Annotated in this window: 22 protein-coding genes and 1 pseudogene; 12 read left to right on the forward strand and 11 right to left on the reverse strand. The window is 69.8% G+C overall.

Annotated features, from left to right (window positions below; genetic code table 11):
- The first annotated feature begins 27 nt into the window (after positions 1-27).
- The 5 genes from ACFVYE_RS11050 (at position 28) to ACFVYE_RS11070 (ending at position 4,063) form a co-directional block, all read left to right on the forward strand.
- Complete coding sequence (locus ACFVYE_RS11050; RefSeq protein WP_383961582.1) at positions 28-1,311, forward strand: MFS transporter; 1,284 nt, start codon at positions 28-30, stop codon at positions 1,309-1,311.
- Between the two features lie 66 nt (positions 1,312-1,377).
- A complete protein-coding gene (locus ACFVYE_RS11055) occupies positions 1,378-1,728 on the forward strand; it encodes an FmdB family zinc ribbon protein (RefSeq protein WP_383961579.1) in 351 nt (116 codons plus the stop codon).
- Between the two features lie 81 nt (positions 1,729-1,809).
- Positions 1,810-2,643, forward strand: a complete 834-nt coding sequence (locus ACFVYE_RS11060) for an S-methyl-5'-thioadenosine phosphorylase (protein WP_383961576.1) — start codon at positions 1,810-1,812, stop codon at positions 2,641-2,643.
- Between the two features lie 250 nt (positions 2,644-2,893).
- A complete protein-coding gene (locus tag ACFVYE_RS11065) occupies positions 2,894-3,427 on the forward strand; it encodes a hypothetical protein (protein WP_383961573.1) in 534 nt (177 codons plus the stop codon).
- Positions 3,428-3,550: 123 nt separating this feature from the next.
- Positions 3,551-4,063, forward strand: a complete 513-nt coding sequence (locus ACFVYE_RS11070; RefSeq protein ID WP_383961570.1) for an MscL family protein — start codon at positions 3,551-3,553, stop codon at positions 4,061-4,063.
- A 58-nt stretch (positions 4,064-4,121) separates the two neighbouring features.
- On the opposite strand, the gene ACFVYE_RS11075 is transcribed toward ACFVYE_RS11070, so the two are convergent.
- The 8 genes and pseudogenes from ACFVYE_RS11075 to pflB form a co-directional block, all read right to left on the reverse strand.
- Positions 4,122-4,331: a hypothetical protein gene (locus tag ACFVYE_RS11075; protein ID WP_383961567.1), complete on the reverse strand. Its 210-nt coding sequence runs from the start codon at positions 4,329-4,331 to the stop codon at positions 4,122-4,124.
- 21 nt (positions 4,332-4,352) lie between these two features.
- A complete protein-coding gene (locus ACFVYE_RS11080; RefSeq protein ID WP_383961564.1) occupies positions 4,353-4,739 on the reverse strand; it encodes a hypothetical protein in 387 nt (128 codons plus the stop codon).
- Positions 4,736-5,404, reverse strand: coding sequence for a Rieske (2Fe-2S) protein (locus ACFVYE_RS11085; RefSeq protein WP_383961562.1), 669 nt, complete (start codon positions 5,402-5,404; stop codon positions 4,736-4,738). The genes ACFVYE_RS11080 and ACFVYE_RS11085 overlap by 4 nt, the downstream gene beginning before the upstream one ends.
- Positions 5,401-6,003, reverse strand: coding sequence for a 4Fe-4S dicluster domain-containing protein (locus tag ACFVYE_RS11090; protein ID WP_383961559.1), 603 nt, complete (start codon positions 6,001-6,003; stop codon positions 5,401-5,403). Before ACFVYE_RS11090 ends, ACFVYE_RS11085 begins: the two co-directional genes overlap by 4 nt.
- A gap of 7 nt (positions 6,004-6,010) precedes the next feature.
- Positions 6,011-8,335: a molybdopterin oxidoreductase family protein gene (locus tag ACFVYE_RS11095; protein ID WP_383961556.1), complete on the reverse strand. Its 2,325-nt coding sequence runs from the start codon at positions 8,333-8,335 to the stop codon at positions 6,011-6,013.
- A complete protein-coding gene (locus ACFVYE_RS11100; RefSeq protein ID WP_383961553.1) occupies positions 8,332-9,474 on the reverse strand; it encodes an MFS transporter in 1,143 nt (380 codons plus the stop codon). Before ACFVYE_RS11100 ends, ACFVYE_RS11095 begins: the two co-directional genes overlap by 4 nt.
- 106 nt (positions 9,475-9,580) lie before the next feature.
- On the reverse strand, positions 9,581-10,411 hold the full coding sequence (gene pflA / locus ACFVYE_RS11105) for a pyruvate formate-lyase-activating protein (protein ID WP_389605100.1): 831 nt from the start codon (positions 10,409-10,411) through the stop codon (positions 9,581-9,583).
- Positions 10,412-10,544: 133 nt separating this feature from the next.
- A pseudogene (gene pflB / locus ACFVYE_RS11110) lies at positions 10,545-12,802 on the reverse strand (formate C-acetyltransferase).
- 285 nt (positions 12,803-13,087) lie between these two features.
- Between pflB and ACFVYE_RS11115 the strand changes: the two are divergent.
- The 3 genes from ACFVYE_RS11115 to ACFVYE_RS11125 all read left to right on the forward strand — a co-directional run bounded on the left by ACFVYE_RS11115 (position 13,088) and on the right by ACFVYE_RS11125 (position 16,371).
- On the forward strand, positions 13,088-14,236 hold the full coding sequence (locus tag ACFVYE_RS11115; RefSeq protein WP_383961550.1) for a low temperature requirement protein A: 1,149 nt from the start codon (positions 13,088-13,090) through the stop codon (positions 14,234-14,236).
- Between the two features lie 126 nt (positions 14,237-14,362).
- Complete coding sequence (locus ACFVYE_RS11120) at positions 14,363-15,466, forward strand: P1 family peptidase (protein WP_383961702.1); 1,104 nt, start codon at positions 14,363-14,365, stop codon at positions 15,464-15,466.
- A gap of 134 nt (positions 15,467-15,600) precedes the next feature.
- Positions 15,601-16,371: a DUF6227 family protein gene (locus ACFVYE_RS11125; protein WP_383961547.1), complete on the forward strand. Its 771-nt coding sequence runs from the start codon at positions 15,601-15,603 to the stop codon at positions 16,369-16,371.
- A gap of 89 nt (positions 16,372-16,460) precedes the next feature.
- Here ACFVYE_RS11125 and ACFVYE_RS11130 read toward each other — a convergent pair whose 3' ends face one another.
- Positions 16,461-18,014 (reverse strand): MFS transporter, encoded by a 1,554-nt coding sequence (locus ACFVYE_RS11130; RefSeq protein ID WP_389605103.1) that lies wholly within the window; start codon positions 18,012-18,014, stop codon positions 16,461-16,463.
- A gap of 92 nt (positions 18,015-18,106) precedes the next feature.
- On the opposite strand from ACFVYE_RS11130, the gene ACFVYE_RS11135 reads away from it, so the two are divergent.
- Positions 18,107-19,069 (forward strand): helix-turn-helix transcriptional regulator, encoded by a 963-nt coding sequence (locus tag ACFVYE_RS11135; protein ID WP_389605105.1) that lies wholly within the window; start codon positions 18,107-18,109, stop codon positions 19,067-19,069.
- Between the two features lie 171 nt (positions 19,070-19,240).
- Here the strand turns inward: ACFVYE_RS11135 and ACFVYE_RS11140 are convergent, their stop codons facing one another.
- Positions 19,241-20,239, reverse strand: a complete 999-nt coding sequence (locus ACFVYE_RS11140) for an RNA polymerase sigma factor RpoD/SigA (RefSeq protein ID WP_383978249.1) — start codon at positions 20,237-20,239, stop codon at positions 19,241-19,243.
- Positions 20,240-20,387: 148 nt separating this feature from the next.
- Here ACFVYE_RS11140 and ACFVYE_RS11145 point away from each other — a divergent pair, with 148 nt between their 5' ends.
- Together ACFVYE_RS11145 and ACFVYE_RS11150 are read left to right on the forward strand one after the other, a co-directional pair.
- Positions 20,388-20,927 carry a GNAT family N-acetyltransferase gene (locus ACFVYE_RS11145; protein WP_383978252.1) on the forward strand — a complete coding sequence of 180 codons (540 nt, stop codon included), beginning with the start codon at positions 20,388-20,390 and terminating at the stop codon, positions 20,925-20,927.
- Positions 20,928-20,999: 72 nt separating this feature from the next.
- Positions 21,000-22,082, forward strand: a complete 1,083-nt coding sequence (locus tag ACFVYE_RS11150; protein WP_389605108.1) for a questin oxidase family protein — start codon at positions 21,000-21,002, stop codon at positions 22,080-22,082.
- An 18-nt stretch (positions 22,083-22,100) separates the two neighbouring features.
- Here the strand turns inward: ACFVYE_RS11150 and ACFVYE_RS11155 are convergent, their stop codons facing one another.
- Complete coding sequence (locus ACFVYE_RS11155; RefSeq protein ID WP_389605110.1) at positions 22,101-22,883, reverse strand: dioxygenase; 783 nt, start codon at positions 22,881-22,883, stop codon at positions 22,101-22,103.
- Positions 22,884-23,020: 137 nt separating this feature from the next.
- Here ACFVYE_RS11155 and ACFVYE_RS11160 point away from each other — a divergent pair, with 137 nt between their 5' ends.
- Complete coding sequence (locus tag ACFVYE_RS11160) at positions 23,021-23,533, forward strand: MarR family winged helix-turn-helix transcriptional regulator (RefSeq protein ID WP_189278370.1); 513 nt, start codon at positions 23,021-23,023, stop codon at positions 23,531-23,533.
- Positions 23,534-23,588: the final 55 nt, after the last annotated feature.

The raw sequence follows: 23,588 nt of genomic DNA on the forward strand, positions 1-23,588 counted from the left end.
CCACCAGGCGGCAGAAAGGCATGGACCGTGGCGTCCACGGTCTCCGACCGCCCCGGTTACGGGCAGTTGCTGCGCACCCCCGGTGCGTGGACGTTTCTCCTTCCGGGCTTCGCCGCACGGCAGCCCTTCGCGATGCTGACGATCGGCATCGTGCTACTGGTTCAGCACACCACCGGCTCCTACGGCAGCGCGGGTTCCGTCGCCGCCGTGACCGGTGTCTCCATGGCCCTGTTCGCACCGCAGACCGGCAAACTCGCCGACCGTTTCGGCCAGCGCGCGGTGCTGCTGCCCGGCGTCCTGGTGCACACGGCGTCCGTATCGGCGCTGACGGCGCTGGCGTTGGCGGACGCGCCCCTGTGGGCCCTGTTCGCGGCGGCCGTGCCGACCGGTGCGTCCGTTCCGCAGATCGGTCCGATGGTACGGGCCCGCTGGGCGGCCGTACTGGGCGCGGCACCGGGCCGCAATGCCTCACCGCTGATGTCCACCGCGGCCGCCTTCGAATCGGTGACGGACGAGTTCACCTTCGTCATCGGCCCGGTGCTCGCCACCGCACTGTGCACGGGAGTGCACCCGGCGGCCGGTCTGATCACGGAGGCCGGGCTGACCCTGGTCGGCGGACTGCTCTTCGCCGCGCAGCGCCGCACACAGCCCGCAGTGCGCAGCACCGAGTCCGGCGCCTCCCAGCGGCATGCGTCCGCCCTGTCCGTACCGGGTGTACGGGTGCTCGCGGTGGCCTTCCTGGGCATCGGCGCGGTCTTCGGCGGCATGCAGGTCTCGCTGACCGCCTTCGCCGAGGAGATCGGCCGGCCCGGGGCGAACGGTCTGCTGTACGGGGTCTTCGCGGCCGGCAACATGCTGGCCGGGATCGCCTGCGGCGCCATCGCCTGGAAGAGCGGGCCGCGGCGGCGTCTGATCGTCGGATACGCGGCCCTGACCCTGACCGCGTCCGGACTGTGGGCCGTGCACTCCGTGCCCCTGCTGGCCGGGCTCGGACTGCTGGTCGGACTCTCCATCGCCCCGGCCCTGATCAGCGGCTACACGCTGGTCGAGGCGCTGGTGCCGGGGTCCGCCCGGACCGAGGCGTTCACCTGGCTGACGGGCTCGGTCGCCCTCGGCCAGGCGGCCGCGGTGACGGTCGCCGGGCGGCTCGCCGACGCCCACGGCGCGAGCACCGGTTTTGTGGTGCCGCTGGTGGGGACCGTACTGGCGCTGGTCACCCTGGTGTCGCTGCGCTCCAGGCTCGCACCCGCCGCTTCGGGACGGACCGTGGCACGTGGTGTCGGTCACCGGGAGCCGGTCACGGTGGACTGATCCAGCGGAATACGTCAGTATGGAGCGTCGTTAGCACTCATTGAGTGAGAGTGCCAGGAGGAGCAAGTGCCGACCTATCAGTACCAGTGCACCGAATGTGGCGAGGGCCTCGAGGCGGTGCAGAAGTTCACCGATGATGCCCTGACCGTGTGCCCGAGCTGTGAAGGACGCCTGAAGAAGGTGTTCTCGGCGGTCGGCATTGTCTTCAAGGGTTCCGGTTTCTACCGGAACGACAGCCGTGGCTCCTCGTCGAGCAGCACGCCGGCGTCGGCCTCGGCGAAGGCGTCCGGTTCCGCTTCGTCCGATTCGTCGTCGTCGACGGGGTCGGACACGAAGTCGTCCGCTTCCTCCTCGTCCGCCGCGTCTTCTTCTTCGTCCTCCTCGTCGTCCTCGACGAGTGGCACGTCGGCCGCCTGAGCCGAACCGCACTTCCCCGAGGACCCCACCGATCTGTTCGGCGGGGTCCTCGGCGTTTTCCCGCGCCGCTAGTGTGATCGCATGGCGAACGCAGAGATCGGTGTCATCGGCGGCTCGGGCTTGTACTCCTTCCTGGAGGACGTCACGGAGGTGCGTGTGGACACCCCGTACGGACAGCCGAGCGACTCCCTGTTCCTCGGCGAGGTCGGCGGCCGCCGGGTCGCCTTCCTGCCCCGCCACGGACGCGGCCACCATCTGCCGCCGCACCGCATCAACTACCGGGCCAACCTGTGGGCGCTGCGTTCCGTCGGCGTACGTCAGGTACTCGGCCCGTGCGCGGTGGGAGGCCTGCGTCCGGAGTACGGGCCGGGCACCCTGCTCGTGCCCGACCAGCTGGTGGACCGCACCAAGGCCCGGACGCAGACGTACTACGACGGAGAGATCCGGGCCGATGGCGCAGAGCCGAACGTCCTGCATCTGGGCTTCGCCGATCCGTACTGCCCCGATGGGCGCAGGGCCGCCCTGGCGGCGGCTCGCGCGAAGAGCTGGGAGCCGGTGGACGGCGGGACGCTGGTGGTGGTCGAGGGGCCGCGCTTCTCGACCCGGGCCGAATCGCGCTGGCATGCGGCGATGGGCTGGTCGGTGGTCGGGATGACCGGGCACCCGGAGGCGGTCCTCGCCCGTGAACTGGGCCTCTGCTACACGACGATGACGCTCGTGACGGACCTCGACGCAGGCGCGGAGGCCGGGGAGGGCGTCTCGCACGGGGAGGTGCTGAAGGTGTTCGCGGCCAACGTGGACCGGCTGCGCGCGGTGCTCTTCGACGTGGTGGCCGCGCTGCCTGCGGAGGCGGACCGCGACTGCCCGTGCTCGCATGCGCTGGACGGGCTCGAGACGGGGATCGCGCTTCCCTAGCCGGGTGGGTGGGTGACGGCCGCGGCGCGGGTGGGTGACGGGGTTGTCCACAACGCCGGGGCGGTCCACAGGCTTCGGCGGGAAACCCGTGGACGGTGGATCGTGAGGGGTGTTCGTCCGAAACTCCTCACGGCAGGTGGTGTTGGCCATGTTCCCGTCGTCCCAGTCATTCCCGTCGTCCCAGTCGTTCCCGTCGTCCCGGTCGTTCCCGTCGTCCCCGCGTGTGCCCTCTGAACGATCCGTTCCGGCCATGGCTCCGGGGCGTCCGGCGTCGGCTCCCCCGCCCTGTGGTGTGCCCGCGTTCGAGCCGTTGCGGGTGCGCGGAGGTGGTGGGCACCGGCTGCGGCGAGCTCTGTGGCGGCAGCGCCACGCGCTGGCCGCCGGGCTGGCCCTGACGGCTGCCGCACTGGCCGCGACGGGGCTGGGCGGGAGCGGCGCGGGCGGCGATGCGGCGCATGGAGCAGGGGCGGGGGGTACGGCCGGGTCGGCGCCGGAGCGGGCGCGGCGGCCGGTCCCCTTGGTGTCCGCGCCGGTCAGGATCGCGGATGCGGGGACGGTGCGGCTGTTACGGCCGGGGGACCGCGTCGACGTGATCGCCGCCGAGGGGGCCGGAGCCGATGCCCGGGTGCTGGCGAAGGGCGCGCGGGTGGCAGATGTACCGCAGGCCACGGCCGAAGGCCCCGCGGAGGACGGTGCGCTGATCGTGCTGTCAGTCCCCCGGGGCACGGCCGCATCGCTGGCCGGTGCGGGTATCTCGGCCAGGCTGGCGGTGACCCTGTGCTGATTCGTGCTGATGACCCGTCAAGTCACCTGCCCAAAGGCGCAGATCGGGTGGTTCCATCGCTTACTGCCGTAAGTTGCGGAGGAGTTTGCTCCGCCTACGGCACATGCGAAGGAAGGCTCACCCGTGAGCGAGAAGAAGAAGGTCAGTCTGCTGGAAGGGTTCAAAGCCTTCCTGCTGCGCGGCAATGTGATCGACCTGGCGATCGCCGTCGTCATCGGCGCCGCGTTCACACAGATCGTGAACGCTGTCGTCAAGGGCGTCATCAACCCACTGGTCGGTGCGTTCGGCACCAAGGACCTGGAGAGCTACAGCTCCTGTCTCAAGGGGCCCTGCGTCACGGACCCGAAGACGGGCGAGGCGACCGAGGGCATCCGGATCCTGTGGGGCTCGGTGCTCAGCGCCACTCTCGGCTTTGTGATCACAGCGGCCGTCGTCTACTTCCTCATGGTGCTGCCCATGGCCAAGTACCTTGCCAGGCGGGCGGCCATGCAGGCCGCGAAGGAGGGCGTGCAGGAGACGCTGGAGGTCAGCGAGCTGGAGGTGCTGAAGGAGATCCGCGACGCCCTCGTCTCACAGCGCGGCGGCCCGGGAGGCGGGCCCCTCGGGCAGGACCCCGGCCGAGGTCACGACCAGTAGCGGGACGCGCGGCAGGAAGACCGGCAGCAGCGCAGTCGGACCACCACGGAGCGGGGTCTCAGATGTGGTGGGGCGGCTTCTCGTCGAGAAAGCGCGCCAGATCGGCGGCGCTGCCGCCGGCCGGGGCCCGCTCGCCCCACCCTCGGTCCGTATCGTCCGCAGACTGCTGGTCCAGCGGATCGTCGAAGATCAGAGCCGGTTTGGGTTTCGTCTCTTCCGGCTGGGTCGGCTTCGAATCGCGCGGGCCGGGGGCGGGGGCGGTGCTCATATGTCAAGGGTACGGCCGCGGTCAGCGATCCTTCGGGTCGAGCGCCCACAACCCGAGGACGACGACGAACGACAGACAGAGGAAGCCGGCACCCCACCAGGCCGTGCCGGTGTTGCCCTCCATCCACTCGTCGACGATGACGGTCAGGCCCCAGAGCTGTCCGATGACGACGGTCATCGCCAGGGCCAGCCGGGCCGTCAGTTTCGAGGTTCGTTCGGGTTCCTGGTCGGTGCCGGCACCCGGGCCGGGACCGGTGTGGCGGACCCGGGGGTCGCCGTAGCCGCTGGTGGCACGGATCTGCGGATAGCGTTCGCGGACGGGGCGGTTCAGTTCGGGGCGGGCGCTGCCCGGGCGGTACTCCGGATGGTCGGGGGGCTCCTGGTCACGGGGCTGCCGGGCGTCGGTCATGTCCGTCTGCCGGGGGTCTCGGCCGCGGCGGCCCGGGGTGCCTCCGCGCCTGCGCCTCTGACCGCGGGGCAGCCGATGCGGGACGCGAGGTCCGGACGGTCGGTGCTGAGCTGGCGGCACAGGCCGTGCTCGATGCTCTCGCCCGAGCGGGTCGTGCCGACCGCCCAGACGCTGCCGTCGGTCTGCTCGGTGAGCACCACCTTGGGCAGTGCGCGGGGCGGTGGCCCGGCGGTGACCTCGCCGGTGCGGGCGTCGAAGATGCCCTCGTGGCAGGGGCAGTACAGCTCGCCCTCGGAGCCGTTGTCCTTGCGCCAGAGCACGGCACAGGCGAGATGGGTACAGATCGCGGAGTAGCCGACGAGGGTGCCGTCGTCGAGCCGGACGGCGACCGCCCGGTCCTCTTCGTCCGGGTAGCGGAAGGCGATGGACTCACCGGGCAGAAGCTGAGCGGTGATCTTCTTCGGCGCGGGTGCCTTGGCGTCGTCGAGGTCGCCGTGACGCGGAAGGATTCCGCCGGCCACGCCGAGGCCGCCGACGGCGAGTCCGCCCGAGACGGTCGCGACGATCCGGAGGTAGTCCCGCCGGGTGGTGAGGGAGTCGGCGGCGATCCGGTCGTGCAGGGCTTCGCGCGGATCGCCGGAGGGCGGCTGGTCGGTGACGCTCATCGGCGGACGTCCTTCCCGTTGATCTCGACGACAGGAAGGCCGCCGGGCACCGGCCACTGGACCTTGTCGGCGGGTACGACCATGGCGACGCCGGTGCGGACCTCGCTCCGGCCGAAGACGAAGGTGTCGGCGACCTGGACGCCGGGGCGCTCGGCCTGGAGCTCCTCGACCGTCCCGTAGAACAGCGCTCCCGTCGGGCAGACGGTCGCGCACATGGGGGCGAGGCCGTAGGCGGTGCGGTCGTAGCAGAGGTTGCATTTCATCTGCAGCTTCGCCTGCAGATCGATCTTCGGAACGCCGAAAGGGCAGGCGTTGACGCAGTTGGCGCAGCCGATGCAGCGGGTGGTGTCGGCCTGCTGCACCACACCGTCGGCGGTCACCAGGATCGCGTCGGCAGGGCAGACCTCGGCGCACGGAGCGACCGGGTCCTCACAGTGCATGCAGACCGTGGGAAGGGAGGCCACGGACCGGCCCTCGTCGGTGTAGTCGAGGTGGATCATCGACTTGCCGCGGTGCGAGTCGCATTCCCGGCAGGCGGAGACACAGGCCTGGCAGCCGATGCAGCGCCCCGGGTCGATGAAGATCGTTCTGCCCATCATGCGGCGATCAGCCCCTCTCCGAGGTGCCACGGCCCTGGGGGGACGTGGGCGGCAGCGGGTCGGTACGGGAGACCTGGGCCTCCGGGTAGGCGACATGGCCGGGCGCGACAGGAGGTGCGGGAACCTCGTCGATCGTTTCGGCGTGCTCGATACGGCAGGCGCACACCTTGTACTCGGGGATCTTGGAGCGGGGGTCGAGGGCGTCGATGGTCAGGGCGTTGGCCGCGGCGGGTACGGGCCAGTGGTACGGGATGAAGACGGTGTCGGGGCGGATCGCCTCGGTGACCAGGGCGGGGAAGACCTCGCTGCCGCGCCGGGTGACGACGCGGACCGGTTCGCCGTTGCGGAAGCCGTGGGAGGGGTGGAGCTCCGCCCAGGGCCGGGGGGTCTGTTCGACGAGGCCGCCCAGCCGACGGGTCTGGTTGCCGGAGAGGAAGTGGGCGACGGTGCGTCCGGTGGTCAGCGACATGGGGTGCTCGTCGTCGTACGGGTCCATCGGCGGGTGCCACTCGACGACCTGCAGATGGATCTTGCCGTCGGGGTGGTAGGTCTTCCCGTCCTCGAAGAGCCGGGGGGTGCCGGGGTGGTCGGTGGAGGGGCAGGGCCAGACGATCCCGCCGGTCTCCTCCAGCCGTTCGTAGGTGATGCCGTAGTAGTCGTTGACGGTGCCGGCGGAGGCGGTCCGCAGTTCGTCGAAGACCTCGCGGGAGTCGGCGAAGGCGAATTTGTCGCCCTCCCCCAGACGCTTGGCGAGTTCGCACATCACCCAGGTGTCGGTCCGCACACCGGGGGGCGGGTCCTGGGCCTTGTTGTGCTTGACCACCCGGGCCTCGGCGTTGGCCATCACCCCTTCGTCCTCGGCCCAGGTGGTCACGGGGAAGACGACATGTGCGTTGGCAGCGGTCTCGGAAAGGAAGAAGTCGAATTGGGCATGGAACTCTGTGGCGTCGTACCCCTCCTTGACCACCTTGTAGTTGGGAAGGGAGACGAAGGGGTTGTTGCAGATGCCGATCAGTCCGCGGATCTCGCGGCGCTGCATCTGCCAGACCATTTCCATCATCGAGGTGCCGGCGGGAGGGAGCTCGGACTCCTCGATGCCCCAGATCTCGCAGATCTGTCTGCGGTGCTCCTCGTTCATGATCGAGCGGCCGCCGGGAAGGAGGTCGGCTTTCTGGCCGTGCTCGCGGCCGCCCTGCCCGTTGCCCTGGCCGGTGAGGGTGCCGTAACCGGCGCCGGGCTTGCCGATGTGGCCGGTGGCGGTGCAGAGGTTGATCACGCTGAGGCAGTTCTCGACGCCCTGCGAATGGTGCTCGATGCCACGGGCGTGCCAGGCCATGGCCTTGGGGGCGCGCGCGACGGCGCGGGCGACCTGGACGATCTGCTGGGCGGGGATGCCGCAGATCTCGGCGGCCCGGGACGGCGGGTACTCGCCGGCCTTGGCCTTCACCTCCTTCCAGCCGGTGGCGTGGGCGGCGAGATAGGCCTCGTCGGTCAGGCCCTCCTCGATGACCACGTTCAGTACGGAGTTGAAGAACGCCGAGTCGGTGCCGGGCTTGAGCGCGACATGGATGTCGGCGGTGCGGGCGATCGCGGTCTGGCGCGGGTCGATGACGATCAGGCTCGCGCCGCGGTCCCGGGCTCCCCACACGTACTGGGTCATCACGGGGAAGCACTCGCCGACGTTGGAGCCCGCGATCAGCAGGCAGTCGGTGAGCAGCATGTCGGAGAAGGGGTTGCCGGCCCGGTCGATACCGAAGGCGAGTTTGTTGGCGCCCGCGGCGCTGACCATGCAGAGCCGGCCGTTGTAGTCGACATGCCGGGACTTGAGGGCGACCCGGGCGAATTTGCCGACCAGATAGGTCTTTTCGGAGAAGAGGCTGGCGCCGCCGAGGAGGCCGAAGGCATCGTTCCCGTAACTCTGCTGGATGCGCTTGATCTCGGAGACGGTGAAGTCGAGTGCCTCGTCCCAGGAGACCTCGCGGAAGTCCTCGTCGCGGGAGCGGCGCAGGAGCGGGGCGGTGAGCCGGTCGGGGTGGTTGACCTGCTGATACGCGTTGATGCCCTTGGGGCACAGCCGCATCCGGTTGATGTCGTGGTTGCGGGGTTCGACGCCGAAGACCTTGCCTCCGCGGTCGACGCGCAGATACATCCCGCACTGGACCCCGCAGAAGCAGCAGTGGGTGGGGACGAGCGTCTCGCCCTCCTGGTCGGCGTGCCACCGGTCGGCGGGGATGCCTCCCGCGTCCCGGAAGGCCCGCGTGCCGGGCGGAGCGAGGGAGGGGTCGAGAGGGACGGCCGTACGGGGGTCGGCTGCTCGCGGATCCGAGGTCACTTGAAGCCCTTCTTCACCTGGGAGAGATAGGCGCTGCCGCGCAGCACCCGCTTGCAGCGCGGGCAGTATTCGGCCCACTCGTCGAAGCCGAGGCTGAGGTCGCGCATGGTGCCGCGGAGGTTCTCGACGTACGGCCCGGTGTCGATGGGCTCCTCGCAGCGGCGGCAGCCGAAGACCTCCTGGTCCTGGCGGGCGGTGTATTTGAACAGCTGCATGCCGACCGCGGCCGGGCGCTGGACGATGTGGAAGAACTTCCCGAACGGGATGTAGATGAGGGTGAAGACCACCGACACCATGTGGAGGATCGCCAGGAATTCGTACCCGCCGCCGTGCAGGAAGATCGACGAGAAGGTGAGCAGCAGACCGGTCACGGAGATGACGATCAGGGCGATCAGCGGCACCAGGTCGTAGGCGAAGCGCTGGCCGGTGATGGCGCCGCGGTCCTTCATCCGCCGCCAGAGGAAGTACGAGGCGCCGGGGATGACGAGCACGGCGGCGATGTCCAGGCCGTGGAACATCAGCCAGCCCAGGATGTCCAGGGAATCGAAGCCGATGATCTTGAAGCCCCAGATGCGCATCTCGTAGCCGGGGCCCGAGCCGGAACCGGAGGTGAAGGTGAACCAGCCCCAGGTCAGCGGGAAGGTGATCAGGGAGGCGAGGATGCAGCCCCAGAAGATCAGCTGATGGGCGGCCCAGCGTGCGTAGGAGCGGGCGCCGAGGAATTTCTGGAAGCCCAGATAGGTGGCGATCATCCTGGGCAGTGCGGTGGGGGCCTGGCGGAAGTTGGCCACGGAGAAGAAGCTCCGCCACCCCTGCTTGAACAGGCGCCGGGCACCGGGCGCGGAGACCCAGACCGTGTAGCGGTAGGCGACGCCGAAGGCGAGGAAGACGGTGGCGACGGCGTACGGAATAAGGGCGGAGTCGAAGTTCTCCAGAAGCCGGCTGCCGAACACGATCGCGAGGATCAGCAGGGCGGAGACGATGGCGCCGGCCGCGGTCGCGCGGGCAGTGGCGGACCGGAGCGCGGCAGCCCGGGGCCCGGTGGCCCCGGGGGGCGGCGGGACGGCGGACACTCCGGCGGAGACAGTGCGTGCACCGGGGGCGGGCTGCGCGGCGGAGGCGTCTGGTGGCTCGGTCACCCCGTCACCGTAGGGTTGTATGGGGTGGTTGGTCCTGTTTTGCGGCTCGGCGGGGTGAGCCCGTTCGTCCGACCGGCTCGAAGCCCGTCGGACGGCTCGCAGTGCGTCAGACGGCCCGCAGTCCGTGGGACGAGAAGATCTCGCGGGCCGAGGCGGCCTGCTCGGGGGTGGGTGACGGGGTGTCGTGCAGGGTGAAGGGCTTGCCCAGCGCCTGCCACTTCGCCTCGCCGAGCTTGTGGAAGGGGAGGACATCGACACGGGAGACATTGCCGAGGGAGGCGGCGAAGGAGGCGACACCGTCGACGTTGGCCGGGTCATCGGTCAGTCCCGGCACCAGTACGAAGCGGACGTGCACCTCTTTGCCGAGGCCGACGAGGCGGCGGGCGAAGTCCAGGGTCGGCTCCAGCGGTCGGCCGGTGACCTTGCGGTACGTGGCCCGGTCCCAGGACTTGATGTCGAGCAGGACCAGATCGACGTCGCGCAGCAGGGCGTCGGTGGCGCGGGCGCCCAGGAAGCCGGAGGTGTCCAGGGCGGTGTGCAGCCCCAGCCCGTGCTTGAAGCGGTGGAAGAGCTCACCGGCGAAGACCGGCTGCAGCAGTGGTTCGCCGCCGCTGATGGTGGCGCCGCCGCCCGCAGCCCGGATGAACGTCGTGTACTTGCCCGCTTCGGCGACGAGGTCGTCCGCCGACATCCGGGTGCCGCTGCGCATCCGCAGGGTGTCGACGTTGTGGCAGTAGAGGCAGGTCAGTGGACAGCCGGCCAGGAAGGTGACGAAGCGGGTGCCGGGGCCGTCGACGCCCGTCGACAGGTCCCAGGAATGGACTGCTCCGGAGACCGGCCGACGGGTGGCCGCACCCGCCGCAGTGACGGAGGTGCCGCTGTCGCCGATGTTGTCGATGTTGTCGATGGTGTCGATGGTGTCGAGGAGTGTGGCCATGGCAGGGCCTCCTGTGCGGGCGGAGCGTTCGGTGGCCGGGCGCGACGGGTGCGGAGCGCGCGGCGCCGGGGGCCTACGGGGGATGGGCTCCCGACGCCGCGCGGTTCAGGGGACTCGGAACGATCGAGGAGGATCAGAGCGAGCCGTGGAAGGTGCGGTTGATGACGTCGTACTGCTGCTCACGGGTCAGCCGCACGAAGTTGACCGCGTATCCGGAGACCCGGATGGTCAGCTGCGGGTAGCGCTCCGGGTGCTCCATGGCATCTTCGAGAGTCGCCTTGTCGAGCACGTTGACGTTCATGTGGAAGCCGTCGCTCGCCATGAATCCGTCCAGCACGCCGGCGAGGTTCCGGATCCGCTCCTCGGGGGTACGGCCGAGTGCGTCCGGCGTGATGGTGTTGGTCAGCGAGATGCCGTCCTCGGCATCGTCGTACGGCAGCTTGGCGACCGACAGCGCGGAGGCGATGTAGCCGTGCTCGTCGCGCCCGTTCATCGGGTTGGCGCCCGGGGCGAACGGGGCGCCGGAGCGGCGGCGTCCGGGGTGTTGCCGGTCTTCCTGCCGTAGACGACGTTGGAGGTGATGGTCAGCACCGACTGGGTGTGCACCGCGCCCCGGTACGTCGGGTGCTTGCGGACCTTCTCCATGAAGTCGTGGACGATGCCGCGGGCGATGGCGTCGGCCCGGTCGTCGTTGTTGCCGTACGCAGGGTAGTCGCCCTCGATCTCGTAGTCCGTCGCGAGACCCGTCTCGTCCCGGATCACCCTGACCCGGGCGTGCTTGATGGCGGAGAGCGAGTCGGCGGCGACCGACAGACCTGCGATGCCGCAGGCCATGGTGCGCAGGATCTCCTGGTCGTGGAGGGCCATCTCCAGGCGCTCGTACGCGTACTTGTCATGCATGTAGTGGATGACATTGAGCGCGTGCACATACGTCCTGGCCAGCCAGTCGAGCATCGCGTCGTACCGCCCGGCGACGGTCGCATGGTCGAGGTACTCGTCGGTGACCGGCTCGAAGCCGCTCACCACGAGCTTGCCCGTCCTCTCGTCACGGCCGCCGTTGATCGCGTACAGCAGCGCCTTGGCGACGTTCACACGGGCGCCGAAGAACTGCATCTGCTTGCCCACCGCCATCGCGGAGACGCAACAGGCGATCGCCGTGTCGTCGCCGTACTTCGGGCGCATCAGCTCGTCCGACTCGAACTGGAGCGCCGAGGTGTCGATGGCGACCTTCGAGGCGAACTCCTTGAATCCTGCGGGAAGTCGCTGCGACCAGAAGACCGTGAGGTTCGGCTCGGGGGCCGGGCCCAGGTTGTAGAGGGTCTGCAGGGCCCGGAAGGTCGTACGGGAGACGAGCGGGCGGCCGTCCTCACCGATGCCGGCCATCGACCAGGTGACCCAGGTCGGGTCGCCGGAGTACAGCTCGTTGTACTCCGGGGTGCGCAGGAAGCGGACGATACGGAGCTTGATGACGAAGTCGTCGATCAACTCCTGCGCCCGCTCCTCCGTGATGAGTCCGCGCTCGATGTCGCGCTGGAGGTAGATGTCGAGGAAGTTGTCGATGCGGCCGATCGACATGGCCGCGCCGTTCTGCTCCTTCACGGCACCGAGGTAGCCGAAGTACAGCCACTGCACGGCCTCACGACCGGTGCGGGCGGGCCCGGAGATGTCGTGGCCGTACGACATCGCCATCGCCTTGAGCTCGTTCAGAGCCTTGATCTGCTCGGCGGTCTCCTCACGGTCCCTGATGACGTGCTCGGTCGGCCACTGCTCGCCGAGGGCGGCCCTGTCGGCCTCCTTGGCTGCGATCAGCCGGTCGACACCGTAGAGGGCGACGCGGCGGTAGTCGCCGATGATGCGGCCTCGGCCGTAGGCGTCCGGCAGTCCGGTGATGATGCCGGAGGAGCGGCAGGCCCGGATTTCGGGTGTGTACGCATCGAAGACACCTTCGTTGTGGGTCTTGCGGAGACGGGTGTAGATCTCCCTGACCTCGGGGTCCGCCTCGTAGCCGTACGCGTTCAGAGCGCCCTCGACCATCCGCCAGCCGCCGTTCGGCATGATGGCGCGCTTGAGCGGGGCATCGGTCTGGAGCCCGACGATCAGATCGCGGTCGGCGTCGATGCAACCCGGTTCGAAGGCATCGATCCGGGACGGGGTCTTCACGTCCACGTCGTGGATGCCGCGGGCGATCTCGTCCGGGAACATCGAAAGGAGCTTTCCCCAGACGGCGGTGGTCCGTTCGGTGGGGCCGGCGAGGAAGGAACTGTCGCCCTCGTACGGGGTGTAGTTCCGCTGGACGAAGTCACGGATGTCGATCGCGTCGCGCCACAGCCCGCCCCTGAAGCCGTCCCAGGCCCCACTGTCCGTCGTCGCCTCTGCCGCAGTCGCCGTCATGGCCCGCACCTTCCGAGATCGTCCGTGCGCCTCATTGCCGCTGCGTCCATTGCACTCCCGATTTCCGCAGTCCCGGGCCCGCAATGGTCCCTGCCGAAGGGCCCAAGGTCCCGTCGGATACCGGACCCGGTCCGGCATCGCCGCGCCGACCTGTGGTTTCTCCGAGGACTTTGGACCCTCGTTCGCTTGTGAATTCGTTCACAAGATTTTCGTCCCGCGTCCGGGGCGCGTCCCCCCCCCGGGCGCCGCCGATCCTCGTCTGGTGTGCTGGTTCCCATGCATGGAATGACTGCCCGCAGCCGCGCCGAGAGACATCGCGCTTCGACCCCGCTGGAACTCTTCTTCGACCTCTGCTTCGTCGTGGCCGTGGCGCAGGCGGGCGGGCGGCTGCTGCATGCCGTCGCCGAGGGCCACGCCGCCACCGGAATCGTCAGCTACGCGGCTGTCTTCTTCGCGATCTGGTGGGCCTGGGTCAACTTCACCTGGTTCGCCTCGGCCTACGACACCGATGACCCGCTGTACCGCGTGGTCACGTTCGTCCAGATCACCGGCGTGCTCATCTTCGCCGCCGGGGTGCCGCGTGCCTTCGACGCGGGCGACTGGACAGTCGGCGTCGTCGGCTACGTCGTGATGCGGCTCGCCCTCACCAGCCAGTGGCTGCGCGCCGCGTACTGCACCCGGGGCACCGAGCGGCGCGTCGCGCTGCGGTACGCCGTCGGGATCACCGTGGTGCAGCTGGGCTGGATCGGCATGCTGCTGCTGACCGACAACACGGGCGGAGCGCGTGCCACCGTCTTCGTCGTTCTCGCGCTCGCCGAGATGTCCGTTCCGGCGATCGCCGAGCGCGACCGCCCGACGAGCTGGCATCCGCACCATATCGGTGAGCGGTACGGCCTGTTCACGATCATCGTGCTGGGCGAGACGATCGCGGCGGCCACGGTCGCGGTCCAGGGGGCGGTGGCCGAGCACCAGGCGTTCGGCGAGCTGCTGCCGATCGCCGCGGGCGGGCTGCTGATCGTCTTCTCCGCCTGGTGGATCTATTTCGCCGTGCCGATCCATGACTACCTCCGCGGCAGCAGGGAAGCGTTCATCTGGGGATACGGGCACTACCTGATCTTCGGTTCCGCGGCCGCGATCGGCTCGGGCATCGAGGTCGCGGTGGAGGAGGCCGTGGGCAAGGCCCATGTCTCGGACACGGTGGCCGCCGCCGCGGTGACCGTGCCCTCCGCGCTCTTCCTGCTGATGGTGTGGGCGCTGCACGCCCGCCACTTCAAGCGCGATCTCGCGGAGCAACTGCCGCTCCCTGTGGCCGTGCTGGCGATCCTGGCCTGTACGTTCGCCGGGGGGTGGGCGGTGCTCGCGGCCGGCCTGGTGGCGGCGGCGACCGCGACCGTGGGGGTGATGCTGTCCCGACGGCCCGCCGTGACGCGATGAGCACACGGGCGGTGAACGACGAGTCGCGAGTGGCAGGTCGTAAGTGGTGAATCCAGTGAGGAGCACGCAATGACGGAAGACCCACGGAAGCCGGCAGACCACTCCGTAGCGCAGCGCACATCGCCCATGTCGTCCAGGCCGCTCGACGCGCTGACCGATGTCACCGGGCTGCGCGTGGGCCATGCGCAGGTGGCGGGCGCGGGCGCGCTGAGCGGCACCACCGTGGTCCTCGCCCCCGAGGGCGGTGCGATCGCGGCCGTCGACGTACGCGGCGGCGGCCCCGGCACCCGGGAAACGGACGCGCTCGATCCGCGCAATCTGGTGCAGCGCGTGGATGCCGTCGTTCTGACAGGCGGCAGCGCGTACGGCCTGGATGCGGCGTCCGGCGTGATGGCCTGGCTGGAGGAACAGGGGCGCGGGGTGCGGGTCGGCCCCGATCCGGCGCAAGTGGTGCCGGTGGTCCCCGCCGCATGCATCTTCGACCTGGGGCGGGGTGGTGACTGGCGGGCCCGCCCGGACGCCTCGACCGGCTGCGCGGCGGTGAAGGACGCGGCGGGTACGGAGCCGGGCGCGCCGGTCGTCGAGGGAGGTGTCGGCGCCGGTACGGGCGCGGTCGCCGGGCAGCTCAAGGGCGGGGTGGGCACGGCAAGCGTGCGGCTGGCGTCCGGAATCACGGTGGGCGCGCTCGTAGTGGTGAACGCGGCAGGCTCGGTCGTCGATCCGCATACCGGAGTGCTGTACGGGGAGTACGGCGCCGCGGAACCGCCGGTGTACCCCGCGCCCGAGGTCCACCGGGCGGCGCAGCAGCGCATGGCCGAGGCGCGGGAGGTGAACGCGCGCCCCCCGCTCAACACCACGCTCGCCGTCGTCGCCACGGACGCCGATCTCACCCGGGCCCAGGCGCAGAAGCTCGCGGGTACGGCGCACGACGGACTGGCGCGCGCCGTACGCCCCGTACATCTGCTGACCGACGGGGACACCGTTTTCGCGCTGGCCACCGGCGCCCGGCCGCTGGATCCGCAGAACCCGATCGCGCTCAACGACCTGCTGGCGGCCGGTGCGGACACCCTGGCCCGTGCCATCGTGAAGGCCGTCCGGGCAGCTCAGAGCGTCAACGGCCGCCCCGGCGGTGGCAGCTATCCCGCGTACAGCGATCTCTACGGCACACGCGGGCACCCCTCACGGCCGTCGCCGCACAGCCACCCGGCCCCCGACTCGCCTCCCGGGTAAGGAAGTTCGGACGAACCACCAGGAACCATCTGCGTGTGTCATACGTTTTCCTGAACCCCGGTCGCGATGTCGGACCCAGGGACTACGTTAAGCACGCACCAAGTAACACGCGGCGACGGCCTGGAGACAGCACCTTGAGCGATCCGTACGAGACAACCGAGCAGCACCTCGAGCGACTCCTGCGACGGGCACTCAACTCTTTCGACCTGCCCGACAGTACGGTCGAGAGACTCGGTACCGCACTCGCCCACAGCAGTTCCCTGCACTCCTCGCACCACAGTTCCGTACTTCACCGCGAGACCTACCGGCATACGTATCTGCTGTCCGACGGCACCCCTTTCACCCTGTGGGAGCTGGTGCACGGAGGTCCGCGGAGCACGAGGGACCCGCGGCCGGGGACGGAGCCCGACCTCCGCCACCACGAGCTGTACGACGACGAGGCCGATATCCATATCGCCGCTGCCCGGCTGACCGGCGGCTTCGGTGAAGTCCCGGTGTTCGGGGACGACGGTCCCCATGCCGACCTGGAGATACTCACGGTTCTGATGGCGGCTCCCCCGGTCCCGCTGCCCCGGATGTACGCCCCGGACAATTCCGCCGACCACGCCCGCCGCGTCCTGCGCCGCGCGGAGAACAGCGACGGCCCCGGCGAGGAGACCGCCCGGCTGCTGCGCGCCGCCTTCGCCCACCACATCACCCAGGTCTTCGGCCGGCAGTGCCAGGTGGACGGGCGGGACGCCGGATTCACGCTCTACGAGCACGCCTTCCTGCTCCTCGACGGCAGCGAGACGAGCCTGTGGGAGGTCGAGCACACGGCCACGCCGGACGGCCGCCACATGTGCGAGGTGTACGGCGACGAGGACGCCGCGCGCGGAGCCATGGAGAGCCGCACACGCATCTGCTGACCATGGGGAGGGCGGGGGCCCACGCCCGCGCCCGCACACGCTGGTGCCCGCACCCCCGAGGGGTGCGGGCACCTGCGCGCTTCAGAGCATCACGACGTCAGCGCGGGCTCCTTGCCGAGCTCGACCCCGGGCTCGGCAATGGTGTCCATGCCCTCGTCGCCACCCTCCACGTGCTGCCGCGGCCGCGCGGGCAGCGCGAACATCACCAGGAAGATCACTGCGAGCACCCCGGCCACCCACCACAGTGAGTGCTGGAACGCCTCCGCGAACGCCGGGCCCACCTGCTGCGGCGCCGGCCGGTCACTGATCGAGCCGAAGAAGACGACCGAGACCAGTCCGAGCCCGAGCGCATTGCCCATCTGCTGCACGGTGTTGATCAGCCCGGAGGCCGAACCCGAGTGCTCCTTCGGCACCTCGGACAGCACCACGTCCGTCAGCGGGGCCACGATCAGACCCATGCCGATGCCCATGACCACCAGCGGCAGGGCCATCTGCCAGGACGTGATGCCCATGCCGTACCGGTCGGACTCCCAGATGTAGAGCAGCAGGCCGACGACCATCAGCAGTGCGCCCGCCTGGAGGACCTTGCGGCCGAAGCGGGGCACCAGCTTCTGTACGGAGATCCCGGCGGCGAACGAGACGGCGATCGAGAACGGGACACCGGTGGTGCCGGCCCGCAGCGCGCTCCAGCCGAGGCCCATCTGCATGTAGAGCGTCCAGACCAGGAAGAAGATGCCGAGGCCGATGCCGAAGGTCAGCTGCACGGCGATGCCCGCCGCGAAGCTCTTTACCCGGAACAGCGACAGCTCGACCAGCGGCGAACCGTCCTTGCGCGCCTTCGTCCGCTCGAACACCACCAGGGCCAGGAACACCAGGAGGCTGCCGGCCATCGACACGTAGCCCCAGACAGGCCAGCCCAGCTCGCGCCCGCGGGTGAGCGGGTAGATCAGCATCAGCAGCCCCAGCGTCACCAGGGCGACACCGACAAGGTCGAGCCGGAGCGCCTTGGGGGCCTTGGACTCGGTGATGAACTTCCGTCCCAGGATCAGGCCCGCGATGCCGACCGGCAGGTTGATCAGGAAGATCGGACGCCACTCGAGACCGGCGATGTTCCACTCGGTGAGCAGCGCGCCCAGCAGCGGTCCCGAGACGGCGCCGAGACCGACTATCGCGCCGAAGAGGCCGAAGACCTTTCCGCGCTCGTGCGCCGGGAAGGTGGCATGCACGATCGACAGCACCTGCGGAACCATCAGCGCGGCGGTGCCACCCTGGAGGATGCGGGAGGCGACCAGCATCTCCGGGTTCGCGGCGAAGCCGCAGAGCGCGGAGGCCAGTGTGAAGCCGCCGATACCGATGAGGAACAGCCGCTTACGGCCGTAGATGTCGCCCAGCCGGCCGCCGGTGATCAGCCCGGCCGCGAAGGCCAGGGCGTATCCGGCGGTGATCCACTGGATCGAGCTGAACGAGGCGCCGGTGTCGCGCTGGATGCTCGGGATGGCGATGTTGACGATCGTGACGTCGACCAGGTCCATGAAGGCCGCGGTCATCACGATGGCGAGCGCGAACCAGCGTCGCCGGTCCGACGGGTCCGAGGACACCGTGGGCCCGGATGCCGTGGACGGCAGAGATGCGGAAGAAGGCATATGAAGAAGCTAAACGGCCATTAGGTCAGGTCATGACCCAATGAATGGGCACCCTGATGAGATGACCCACACACCGGCACGAGGCTGAGCCCATGACCGACACCCCGGCACGACTGCTGAATCTGCTGTCGCTCCTCCAGACGCCCCGTGAGTGGCCGGGCAGCGAGCTCGCCGAGCGGCTCGACGTCAGCCCGCGCACCATCCGCCGCGACATCGACCGGCTCCGCGAGCTCGGCTATCCGGTCGAGGCCTCGCGCGGATCGGTCGGCGGCTACCGCCTCGTCGCGGGCACCGCCATGCCACCGCTGCTCCTCGACGACGAGGAGGCGGTGGCCATCGCGGTGGGCCTGCGGGCAGGGGCCGGCCATGCCATCGAGGGGGTCGACGAGGCGTCCGTACGGGCTCTGGCGAAACTGGAGCAGGTGCTGCCGTCGCGGTTGCGGCACCGGGTTTCGACCCTGCAGAACGCGACGATGCCGCTGACCCGCGGCGACGGCTCGACGATCGATCCGCACACGCTGACGGTGATGGCGGCGGCGGTCACCGGGCGGGAGCGGCTGCGGTTCGCCTACCGGGCGGGCGACGGCGCCGAGACGAAGCGGCAGGCCGAGCCGTACCGGCTGGTGAGCACGGGGTGGCGCTGGTATCTCGTCGCGTACGACCTGGGGCGCGAGGACTGGCGTACGTTCCGGGTCGACCGGGTCAGCGAGCCGTTCGCGACCGGGGCCCGGTTCACACCGCGCGAGCTGCCGACGGGTGATGCGGCGGCTTTCCTCAGCAGCTCCATCGCCCGGCGGCAGCCGGAGCTGGCGGTCGATGTGAGCTTCGCGGCCCCGGCGGGCTTCGTGTCCGCGCGGCTGCCGGCCTCGATCGGCCCGTTGGAGCGGACCGGCGAGAACAGTTGCCGGCTGCGGGCGGTCCTGTCGGACTCGCTGGAGTGGGTGGCGCTCCGACTGGCGCTGGTGGACTGCGAGTTCACCGCCCACGAGCCACCGCAGCTGGTGGAGTACCTGAGTCATCTGGGCGCCCGGCTGACCCGCGCGACAGCGCACTGACGCGCCGCCGCCCCAATGACGACCGCCCCGGCCGCCACCGAACAGACGGAAGGCCGACCTCCACCAAGCGCGCAAAAAAGGATGAGCCCCGGCGCCAGGGGGGGTGGGCGCCGGGACTCAGTTCAGGGGGTCACACGAAGCGACCTATTTCGGAGGTTACTGGACGATGGCTCAAGCTGCAGCGTCAAAACCCGTGTCGTGAGCCATTCGCTTCAGTTCGAGCAGCGCGTGCTTCTCGATCTGGCGGATCCGCTCCCGCGTCAGCCCGTGCTGCTTGCCCACCTCGGTGAGGGTCCGCTCACGGCCGTCCTCGATGCCGTACCGCATACGGATGATCGATGCGGTGCGGTTGTCGAGCTTGCCGATCAGGTCCTCCAGCTCCTCGCTGCGCAGCAGCGTCATCACCGACTGCTCGGGCGACACCGCGGAGGTGTCCTCCAGCAGGTCACCGAACTGCGTCTCGCCCTCGTCGTCCACGGACATGTTGAGGCTGACCGGGTCACGGGCCCAGTCCAGGACGTCACCCACGCGCTCCGGCGTGGAGTCCAGCTCGGCGGCTATCTCCGCGTGCTCCGGCTCGCGCCCATGCTCACGGTTGAACTCGCGCTGCACCCGCCGGATCCGGCCGAGCTCCTCCACCAGGTGGACGGGGAGCCGGATCGTACGGGACTGGTCGGCTATGGAACGGGTGATGGCCTGACGGATCCACCACGTCGCATACGTGGAGAACTTGAAGCCCTTGGCGTAGTCGAACTTCTCGACCGCGCGCACCAGGCCCGCGTTGCCCTCCTGGATCAGGTCGAGCAGGGGCAGCCCGGCCCGCGGATAGCGGCGGGCGACGGCAACGACCAGCCGGAGGTTGGAACGGATGAATATGTCCTTGGCACGCTCGCCCTCGGCGACCAGCGCCTCCAGCTCCTCACGCGTGGCTCCACCGGCTTCACCCTCCACCGCACCGTCGAGAATCTGCCGTGCGTAGACACCCGCCTCGACGGTTTGCGACAGCTCGACCTCCTTTGCGGCATCGAGCAGCGGCGTACGCGCGATCTCGTCCAGGTACATGCCGACCAGGTCGCGATCGGCGATCTCTCCGCCAGAGGCGCGAACACTGCTTGCCCGGCTGGTCCCGCCGGTGGCGGACGAACGACGGGCGACGGCACGGGTTGCCATGCGTGCTCCCTTGCTGAGTAGGTCGCGACACCCTCTCGGGTGCCCTGCATCCGATGGAAACAACGACTGGAATCCGGACAGAATTCCCAGGCCTGGCATTCATTTTCGCGATCATGCAGTACCCTGTGCCGCCGCGAAGGGAGTGCGCATGCCGAGCATCCAGACAGAAGTGCAGGTCAGGCCAGGCACCGAAGGCGATTTGGTGGCGCTCACGGACATCTACAACCATTACGTACGTGAGACCGCGCTCACATTCGATACGACCCCCTTTACGCCCGAACAGCGGCTGCCGTGGCTTCGTTCCCACCCTGAAGACGGCCCGCACCGTCTTCTGGTTGCTCAGGATGTCCGCATTGTCGGCCCCGCCTCGGTCCTGGGGTACGCCACCAGCAGCGCTTTCCGCCCCAAGGCGGCGTACGCGACCTCGGTCGAGGTGAGCGTGTACTGCGCCCCGTGGGCCACCGGCCGCGGCATCGGCACGCTCCTCTACTCATCCCTTTTCGAGGCGCTCGCCGACGAGGACCTGCACCGCGCGTACGCGGGCATCACCCAGCCCAACGACGCCTCGGCCCGGCTGCACGAGCGCTTCGGTTTCCGCCATGTCGGTACGTACGCCGAGGTGGGCCGGAAGTTCGGCACGTACTGGGACGTGGCCTGGTACGAGAAGCGGCTGGGGCCGCAGTCCTAGGGCCCGGCCCGGTCGCGGCCTAGGTCCACGGCCCGTTACGCACCGCGGGCGCCGCGCCTAGCGTGCTGCCGTATGAATGACACGACGAGCAGGCACGGCACTCCCGGCGGGAACGGCGCACCCGACACGACCACCGGTGCCACCGACGACACCACGGGCACGCTCGACGAGGCGCTGGAACGTCTCCACACCGCGGGCCCCGAACGGAACGGCTGGCTGAGCAATCACGGCCCGATGGCCGTCGAGGCGCTGGTCCGGCACGGTCAGGCACCGGCCGTCCACCGATGGCTCGACCACTACAGCCACAAGCTGGAGGACATGCCGGACACCGCGTCCCGGGTGACCGCGGAGAACTGGCGCGAGGCCCTGGGCGACCCGCGCCGGATCGCGGACTGGACTGTGTACTTCGAGCAGGAGACGGCCGAGCGCCCCTGGCGGGACGTCCTGACCGAGTGGTGGCCGCGGCTGCTGCCCGGCATCGCGGCGGGCGCCACCCACCCCGTGATCCGCGTCGGCCACTCCGTACGCACGCTGCTCGCCGGCGAGGCGAGCGCGCCCCGGATCGCCGAGCTCGCCCACGGCCTCGGTTACTGGGCCGCCCGCCACCAGCCGCTTGCCACGCCGACACCGCTGGCGCCCGCCCCGAGCGCCGCGGCCGCGCTGGACGCCGTACCGCCGGTGCCCGAGCAGAGCGGCGGCATCCGGGACCGGCTGGCGCAGCTCACCGCGCTCCCGGTGTGGCCGCAGCGGTTCACCGACGCCCCGGACGAGGCGCGGGCCCGGCTGGAGGAACTGGTGCGGGCCGCGACCCACCGCTATGCCACGCACGGGCACGGCGAACCGATCATGCTGGTGCATGCCGCGACCGCACCCAATGCCGTGCTGCGCACGCTGCCCGCGCTCCCCCGCGCGCTGTGGGTGCCGAGCCTGGAGGCCGCCTGGGCGGCGAGCGCCGCGGTCACCGCCGCGTACGGCCCGGCCGAGCCGGCCCCGTACACACCGACGACAGCGTCCGCCGAGGAGCTCTTCGCACGGGCGGCGGCGCACGGCGACGATCACACCATCAAGTTCACGGACACCGCACTGGACATCGGCGATGCGACGGCCCTCGCCGCCGCACTCCGCTCGATCGAGCTGAACCCGCCGGCCCTGTGACCGGACCTTGGACGGAGCTCAGCCGAACTGCACCGACCGCTTCGCGAGTCCCATCCAGAATCCCTCGATGACGCTGCGGCCCCGGTCCATTTCGCCCTCCGAGGCGCCGAGCGTCACGAAGAGCGGCGCGAAGTGCTCGGTGCGCGGGTGGGCCAGCCGGCCGGCCGGGGACTTGTGCTCGAAGTCCACAAGCGCGTCGATGTCCTGCGCCTGGAGCGCCCGGTTCCCCCAGTCGTCGAACTCCGCCGACCAGCCGGGGGTGCCGCCGCCCGCATGCCGCAGGGCGGCCAGGTTGTGGGTGAAGAAGCCGCTGCCGACGATCAGGACACCCTCGTCGCGCAGCGGCGCGAGCTTGCGCCCGATGTCCATCAGCTTCTGCGGGTCCAGCGTCGGCATGGAGATCTGGAGTACGGGGATGTCGGCACCGGGGAACATCTCGACCAGCGGGACGTACGCCCCGTGGTCGAGCCCGCGGTCCGGGATGTCCTGGACCGGCATACCGGCTCCGCGCAGCAGTTTGCGTACGTTCTCCGCCAGCGCCGGGGCGCCCGGGGCGGCGTACTGCACCTGGTAGTAGTGCTCGGGGAAGCCCCAGAAGTCGTAGACGAGCGGGACGGTCTCCGTCGCGCCCAGGGCGAGCGGGGCCTCCTCCCAGTGCGCGGAGACCATCAGGATCGCGCGGGGCCGGGGCAACTGCGCGGACCAGGCGGCCAGTTGGCCGGGCCAGACCGGGTCGTCGGCCAGCGGCGGTGCGCCGTGGGAGAGATAGAGGGCGGGCATGCGCTCCGCGGTGACAGTCATGGCACTCCCCATCCGCTGCTGATCGAGGTAAGTCTTTAACTGGGTCTCTTTGAGAAGGAAGGGTTCTTTAATCTTCAAGCTCCCACCTCCCGAGACCTTAGCTCTATCTAGTTAAACTTTCAAGAAAAGGTCGTACAGTGGAGTACATGACCACGGCATCCCCCGGCGAGCCCCGCTGGCTCTCCGACGAAGAGCAGAGCGTCTGGCGTGCGTATCTCCACGCCACCACGCTCATGGAGGACCACCTCGACCGCCAGCTGCAGCGCGATGCCGGCATGCCGCACATCTATTACGGACTGCTCGTCCAGCTCTCCCAGGCACCCCGCCGCCAAAAGCGGATGACCGAGCTCGCCAAGGACGCCAAGATCACCCGCTCCCGGCTCTCGCATGCCGTCGCGCGGCTGGAGAAGAGCGGCTGGGTGCGCCGCGAGGACTGCCCGTCCGACAAGCGCGGCCAGAACGCGGTCCTCACCGACGAGGGCTACGAGATGCTCCGCCGGTCCGCGCCGGGCCATGTCAGCGCCGTACGCCAGGCGATGTTCGACCGGCTCACACCCGAGCAGATGCGCTCGCTCGGCGAGATCATGCAGGTCGTCGCCACCGGACTGCAGCCGGAAGGCACGGACGCAGACCTGCCCTGGCTGCGCTGAGCAGTCACCGAACGCGGCTCTGCCCCGGTTCCGCCGAGCGGAACCGGGGCAGAGC

Origin of the sequence: Streptomyces sp. NPDC058239 (assembly GCF_042882185.1) — a bacterium.
In the GTDB taxonomy this organism is placed as follows: Bacteria; Actinomycetota; Actinomycetes; order Streptomycetales; family Streptomycetaceae; genus Streptomyces.

Coding starts and splice junctions, on each gene's coding strand:
- ACFVYE_RS11065 (WP_383961573.1), top strand. CDS start 2,894: ATGGCTCCGGGGCGTCCGGCGTCGGCTCCCCCGCCCTGTGGTGTGCCC.
- ACFVYE_RS11080 (WP_383961564.1), bottom strand. CDS start 4,739: ATGACCGACGCCCGGCAGCCCCGTGACCAGGAGCCCCCCGACCATCCG.
- ACFVYE_RS11140 (WP_383978249.1), bottom strand. CDS start 20,239: ATGGCAACCCGTGCCGTCGCCCGTCGTTCGTCCGCCACCGGCGGGACC.
- pflA (WP_389605100.1), bottom strand. CDS start 10,411: ATGGCCACACTCCTCGACACCATCGACACCATCGACAACATCGACAAC.
- ACFVYE_RS11075 (WP_383961567.1), bottom strand. CDS start 4,331: ATGAGCACCGCCCCCGCCCCCGGCCCGCGCGATTCGAAGCCGACCCAG.
- ACFVYE_RS11060 (WP_383961576.1), top strand. CDS start 1,810: ATGGCGAACGCAGAGATCGGTGTCATCGGCGGCTCGGGCTTGTACTCC.
- ACFVYE_RS11120 (WP_383961702.1), top strand. CDS start 14,363: ATGTCGTCCAGGCCGCTCGACGCGCTGACCGATGTCACCGGGCTGCGC.
- ACFVYE_RS11145 (WP_383978252.1), top strand. CDS start 20,388: ATGCCGAGCATCCAGACAGAAGTGCAGGTCAGGCCAGGCACCGAAGGC.
- ACFVYE_RS11090 (WP_383961559.1), bottom strand. CDS start 6,003: ATGATGGGCAGAACGATCTTCATCGACCCGGGGCGCTGCATCGGCTGC.
- ACFVYE_RS11135 (WP_389605105.1), top strand. CDS start 18,107: ATGACCGACACCCCGGCACGACTGCTGAATCTGCTGTCGCTCCTCCAG.
- ACFVYE_RS11130 (WP_389605103.1), bottom strand. CDS start 18,014: ATGCCTTCTTCCGCATCTCTGCCGTCCACGGCATCCGGGCCCACGGTG.
- ACFVYE_RS11085 (WP_383961562.1), bottom strand. CDS start 5,404: ATGAGCGTCACCGACCAGCCGCCCTCCGGCGATCCGCGCGAAGCCCTG.
- ACFVYE_RS11115 (WP_383961550.1), top strand. CDS start 13,088: ATGACTGCCCGCAGCCGCGCCGAGAGACATCGCGCTTCGACCCCGCTG.
- ACFVYE_RS11150 (WP_389605108.1), top strand. CDS start 21,000: ATGAATGACACGACGAGCAGGCACGGCACTCCCGGCGGGAACGGCGCA.
- ACFVYE_RS11155 (WP_389605110.1), bottom strand. CDS start 22,883: ATGACTGTCACCGCGGAGCGCATGCCCGCCCTCTATCTCTCCCACGGC.